The organism is Sulfurovum sp. (genome assembly GCF_049668085.1).
Classification (GTDB): Bacteria; Campylobacterota; Campylobacteria; order Campylobacterales; family Sulfurovaceae; genus Sulfurovum.
Genome location: NZ_JBATIY010000098.1, coordinates 1 through 5407, shown reverse-complemented (window position 1 = coordinate 5407; position 5407 = coordinate 1). Strand labels below are relative to the sequence as shown.

Annotated in this window: 6 protein-coding genes and 1 pseudogene; all 7 read right to left on the bottom strand. The window is 39.5% G+C overall.

Going from position 1 to position 5407, the window contains the following annotated elements; translation table 11 throughout:
* Window positions 1-991, bottom strand: a 991-nt coding sequence (locus WBM70_RS06545) for a rod shape-determining protein (RefSeq protein WP_424557698.1), incomplete at its 3' end; no start/stop codon positions are given.
* Window positions 992-1017: 26 nt separating this feature from the next.
* Complete coding sequence (gene clpX, locus WBM70_RS06540) at window positions 1018-2238, bottom strand: ATP-dependent Clp protease ATP-binding subunit ClpX (protein ID WP_424557697.1); 1221 nt, start codon at window positions 2236-2238, stop codon at window positions 1018-1020.
* Window positions 2235-3032, bottom strand: a complete 798-nt coding sequence (lpxA, locus tag WBM70_RS06535) for an acyl-ACP--UDP-N-acetylglucosamine O-acyltransferase (RefSeq protein WP_424557696.1) — start codon at window positions 3030-3032, stop codon at window positions 2235-2237. Before lpxA ends, clpX begins: the two co-directional genes overlap by 4 nt.
* An 8-nt stretch (window positions 3033-3040) precedes the next feature.
* Window positions 3041-3490 carry a 3-hydroxyacyl-ACP dehydratase FabZ gene (gene fabZ / locus WBM70_RS06530; RefSeq protein ID WP_424557695.1) on the bottom strand — a complete coding sequence of 150 codons (450 nt, stop codon included), beginning with the start codon at window positions 3488-3490 and terminating at the stop codon, window positions 3041-3043.
* Between the two features lie 56 nt (window positions 3491-3546).
* Window positions 3547-4626 carry an epoxyqueuosine reductase QueH gene (locus WBM70_RS06525; RefSeq protein WP_424557694.1) on the bottom strand — a complete coding sequence of 360 codons (1080 nt, stop codon included), beginning with the start codon at window positions 4624-4626 and terminating at the stop codon, window positions 3547-3549.
* 39 nt (window positions 4627-4665) lie between these two features.
* Window positions 4666-4893 (bottom strand): hypothetical protein, encoded by a 228-nt coding sequence (locus WBM70_RS06520; protein ID WP_424557693.1) that lies wholly within the window; start codon window positions 4891-4893, stop codon window positions 4666-4668.
* A 5-nt stretch (window positions 4894-4898) separates the two neighbouring features.
* Window positions 4899-5407: pseudogene (locus WBM70_RS06515) on the bottom strand (lipid-A-disaccharide synthase); the annotation flags it as partial.

The following is a 5407-nucleotide window of genomic DNA, read 5'->3' as shown; positions in this document are numbered from 1 at the left end:
GTGCAATACCTGTACCTTTTGCAACAGCAAGAAGAGGCTCTTCAGCAACATAAACAGGAAGTTTAACAATATCTGAAAGATATTTATCAAGACCTCTGATAAGTGCACCGCCACCAGTCAATACGATACCATTTTCTACGATATCCCCTGCAAGTTCAGGTGGTGTCTGTTCAAGGACATCTTTGAGTGCTTCTGCTATCTCTTCCAATGAATCTTTCATCGCTGCTCTGATATGTTCAGATGAGATTTCAATAGAAGCAAGGCTTCCTTCAACTTGATCTCTACCGCGAACGGTAGTGGTCATTTCTTCTTTTATCGGAATCGCAGTACCGATCTTAATTTTAAGTTCTTCTGCAACACGATCACCGATAAGCAGGTTAAAGTTCTTTTTGATGTAATCAATGATCGCTTGATCAAGGTTGTCACCTGCCACACGAATTGATTTGGAAATGACAAGACCGCCTAGAGAAGTAACACCGATCTCAGTAGTACCACCACCGATATCAACAACCAGGTTACCATTAGGGTCTTTTACAGGTATACCTGCACCGATCGCTGCTGCCATAGGTTCTTCTATCAGATATACATACCTTGCACCTGCATTTTCAGCAGAATCCTTTACTGCACGTCTCTCAACCTGAGTAAGACCATAAGGTACACAGATAATGATACGTGGAGAGAAGAAACCTTTTCTTTTGTGCGCTTTTTCAATGAAATAACGGATCATCATTTCCGTGACTTCAAAATCGGCGATAACACCATCTTTCATAGGACGAATAGCTTTAATATTTCCTGGAGTTTTACCCACCATGTCTTTTGCTTCTTGTCCTACAGCAAGAATACGCTCTCTACCATGTTTATCATACTGGATAGCAACCACTGAAGGTTCGTTAATACTGATACCTTGTCCTTTTACAAGTACAAGTGTGTTTGCTGTTCCCAAGTCGATCGCTAAATCGTTAGAAAACATTCCTAATAATCTTTTAAACATTCATATATCCTTTTTTTACTACTGTTTTATGCTGTTTTTTTGTCTTTAATATATAAAGGTTTTGCCCCTGATTCAACAACATCATTGGTGATAACAACTTCATATCCACTAAGTTCAGGTAACTCATACATGATGTCCAACAAGATCTCTTCAAGAATAGAACGTAATCCTCTTGCTCCTGTTTTTCTTTCAATGGCTTTTTTTGCTATAAGTGCAAGAGCATCATCTTCAAAAGAGAGTTTTACGTCATCTATCTCAAAAAGTTTTTGATACTGTCTGATAAGTGAGTTTTTAGGCTCTACCAAAATACGTACCATGTCTTCTTGTGAAATTTCACCAAGTGTAGCGAGTACATGAAGACGACCGATAAGTTCAGGAATAAGTCCATAAGAGACAAGGTCGTCAGCTTCTACCAAATGCAGAAGATTCTCCTCATCTTTCTTAGAACGTTTTTCTTGACCAAAACCGAGTGTATTGGCTCCAAGTCTTCTTTTTAGTATATCATTTAATCCATCAAAGGCACCACCACAGATAAAGAGTACATTAGACGTATCTATCTGTATGAAGTCTTGGTTAGGGTGTTTACGTCCACCTTTTGGTGGAATATTCACTACTGAACCTTCAATCAGCTTGAGCAGAGCTTGTTGTACTCCTTCTCCAGAAACATCACGTGTAATAGAACGGTTTTCCCCCATTCTAGCGATCTTATCTACCTCATCTATAAATACAATACCTTGTTCTGCACGTTTGACATCACCATCAGCGGCCATGAGTAGTTTTGTAAGAATGTTTTCTACATCTTCACCTACATATCCGGCTTCTGTAAGATTGGTTGCGTCTGCTATAGCAATCGGTACATTTAAAAATCTGGCTATGGTTTGTGCCAAGAGCGTTTTTCCAGAACCAGTAGGTCCTATGAGAAGTACGTTTGATTTTGAGATCTGTGTATCATCTTCAATGTTGTCTTTAAATATACGTTTATAGTGGTTGTATACAGCAACTGAAAGAGTTCTTTTTGCTTTTTCTTGACCAATTACATAATCATCAAGTAGTGCGTTGATCTCTTTAGGTGTATAAAGTGTTCTTGACTCCAAGTCTGCTAGTGATTCTTCTTGTTCTTCTTCACCAAAAAGAATTTTGTAAGCAGAAACTACACAGTTTGAACAGATATAGGCACTTTCACCAGCAATGAGTGGATTTTCTTCACTCTCTTGTGCTTCACAAAAGCTGCATGCTTTAGTTGTCATTTGTTATCCTCATTTGTTTTTCTTGTAAAGGGAATCCCTCTTTTAGAGCTCTTAATGAACTCACAAAGTTGTTTTACCTTTTCTGATGTGGTACTTTCTAAAATATTATCTGCTACGTCCTGTAGCGGATTACCTTCTTCAAATAGTTCTCTATAGGCACTTTTGAGTGCGTTGATCTCATCTCTTTCCATTGCTCTACGTAAGCCTGTAAGATTTAGACCTCTCAAATTTGCACGGTTACCTTCAGCTAAACAGAAAGGAGGTACATCTTGTGACAATGCACTGGCACCACCTATCATTGCAAAGTCACCGATATGTACAAACTGATGTACAGGTGTAAGTCCACCGATCACGACATGGTTACCTAACTCAACATGACCTGCAAGGGTTGCTCCATTTGCAAGGATACAATTATCTCCGATGATCACATCATGTCCCAAATGTACATAACCCATAAGAAGGTTACCGTTACCGATCTTGGTCATAGCACCTCCACCTGCGGTTCCAGGGTTGAGGAGGGTAAATTCTCTGATGGTATTGTTGTCACCAATGATGAGCTCTACATGTTCACCAGCGTATTTCAAATCTTGGGGTATGGTACCTACAGCAGAGTGAGGAAAAATACGGTTATTTTCACCTATGGTGGTGTGGCCTTCGATCACAGCATGAGGAGCCACTGTAGTGTTATCACCTATTTTTACGTTTGGACCGATATAAGCAAAAGCGCCTACAGAGACATTCTCTCCTAGGATAGCACCATCTTCTACAACTGCTGAAGCATGAATTAAAGACATCAGAAGACCTATTTGTCTACGATCATGGCTTTAAGTTCAGCTTGCGCAACTAACTTATCATCTACATATGCTTTTGCATCAAGCTGCCATACGGCACCTTTGTGTTTGATCACATCTATTTTGTATATTAGTTGATCACCTGGTGTGACAGGCGAACGGAATTTTGCTTTATCGATACTCATAAAGTAAACCACTTTGTTTTCTATCTCCTCTTGGCTATCTGCATCCATACTTTTAAAAGCCAATACACCACCAGCCTGGGCCATACCTTCGATGATCATTACACCAGGGTAGATCGGATGACCAGGAAAATGTCCCTGAAAGACCGGCTCAGAGATCGAGACGTTTTTAAGACCTTCAATATACTCGCCTGGCGTAAGTTCTGTAATTCTATCTACTAGTAAGAATGGATATCTGTGTGGTAATATATTTTGTATATCTACAACGTCATAAAGCATAAAAAACCCTTATTTGAAAATTCTCTTATTTTATCCAAATATTGGTAAAAAATGGTTTATATTGTGATCAATACTTCTTTAACGTCACTGTAGACTTTACTTTGACAAAGGATTTCTATCTTGTTTGTGGGTATCTGTTTCACAACGAGTATAATAGATAGATCATAAGGAGTGACCCCAAGCTTTGTACGTAATTCCACTTCTTTGCTAAATGCAGGAGGTGAGAAGATGAGCTCCGTAACTGTTTTGTAGTTACTGTTTGAGAGGTCATTGTAATGATCGAGTGTAATAAAACGAACTTCATCACGGTTCATGTGATGGATTTCACCAATATGATATTCTATCTTGCCTCTAGTGTATTCTTTTTTGAGTGTGGAATAGGGTAAAAAGTGTGCCGGAACGACTTCTTTACGTATACGAAGTTGCCCCATCATTAAACGCCAATTCAAAAAGCGTTGTTTGATGATCTTATGAGGAATATTCGCTTCTTCCATCTCCCAACGTTTCTCATACATCTGGATACGTTCTTCTATGGATTCTGGCTGTATTTGCTTTGAAAGTGGTACAAAAAGTTCATCTGCAAGTTTCTCTTGTTGATCACGCTGTATATTGAGCCCGAACATACACCCGCAATAATCCTGACGGTAGAGTGCATCTTCTTTGGCTAAGATATTTTGTTCTTGTGTTCCTGAGGCTTTTCTGTAGTCAGGAGCAATGAAAGATATACCTTCGCGCTCTGCCAATGCATCTCCTGCTACTTGCAGTTGTTTGAGAGATTTTTTAGGGCTTGTGAGCAGGGTAGAGGTAAAGGTGCTTTCTCCCATCTGACTGGCTTTTTGTGCAGAGACTTCAAAACGGCGATCAAAGCAAATGCTGCAACGGGTACCTTTTTCAGGTTCATGTTCCAAACCACGTACGGCCTCAAGCCAGTTCTCCACATCATATTCTCCTTCTATAAGATCAATACCAAGCATTTTACAGCTACGCTTTACATCCAATAGTCGTAAATAATATTCAGAGTAGGGATGAATATTGGGATCATAGAAAAATCCTGTGAGTTTTTCCTCAGGGTATTCAGCCTGAAGTTTTTGTAAGAAGTAATGACTGTCCACAGAACAGCAAATATGTACTAACACAGAGATGTCCTCATTTTTTTGATGAGCTGAAGCGTCATTTTACTCATCAACACAGCTATAACCAGCTACCTGGTATCCGAGATCAACAGGGACATAAACGGCATGCTTATGATATTTTTGACACTCTTCCTCAGCCTCTTCTAACGCATCATCCATGTTATATGGTGAGGCATTTCCGATCATAACCTGTTTATGCGTTGAAGCGATCACTTTTGCGCCACAGCCACTAAGTAGTAAGGCAGCTAGTATAAAAAAAATATATTTCATTTTCCTCATTTCTCCATGATAATTTTAGCAACATTCTCAGAACTTCCATGAGAAAGATATGTTTTTAATTCTTCTGCTTTTTGGGCGAAGATCTTACGGTCTGTATTGTAGTACTCTTTAAGCAAGTTGTCAACTGTGACCTCTTCTTGCAGGATCTCATTATGAAGTGTTGTATTATTATAATTGGTAAGGATGATATTGGCCAAGCCAACCTGTTTGATACCAAGCATTTTCGTGCCAATGAAAAAGTCTACCTTTTTGGCGATGTAAGCCAGTGTAAACGGGGTACCTATGAGTGCTGCTTCAAGGGTTGCTGTTCCAGAGCAGATGAAGGCAAACTCTGCACGTCTAAGTGCTTCATGTGTATCACGTACTACTTCAAATTCACGATTTCCAATATAGAGCTTGGCTATCTTGTTTCTTGAAAATGAAGCGGGAATGACAAGCAGAGGACGGATCTCTGGAAATTTTCTTCGTAGCTCTAAGAAGATCGGCATAAGACGAGTGATCTCGC

What these genes read in the sequence shown, in the direction of transcription:
- clpX (WP_424557697.1), bottom strand. Translation starts at nt 2,238, where the DNA reads ATGACAACTAAAGCATGCAGCTTTTGTGAAGCACAAGAGAGTGAAGAA.
- lpxA (WP_424557696.1), bottom strand. Translation starts at nt 3,032, where the DNA reads ATGTCTTTAATTCATGCTTCAGCAGTTGTAGAAGATGGTGCTATCCTA.
- WBM70_RS06520 (WP_424557693.1), bottom strand. Translation starts at nt 4,893, where the DNA reads ATGAAATATATTTTTTTTATACTAGCTGCCTTACTACTTAGTGGCTGT.
- fabZ (WP_424557695.1), bottom strand. Translation starts at nt 3,490, where the DNA reads ATGCTTTATGACGTTGTAGATATACAAAATATATTACCACACAGATAT.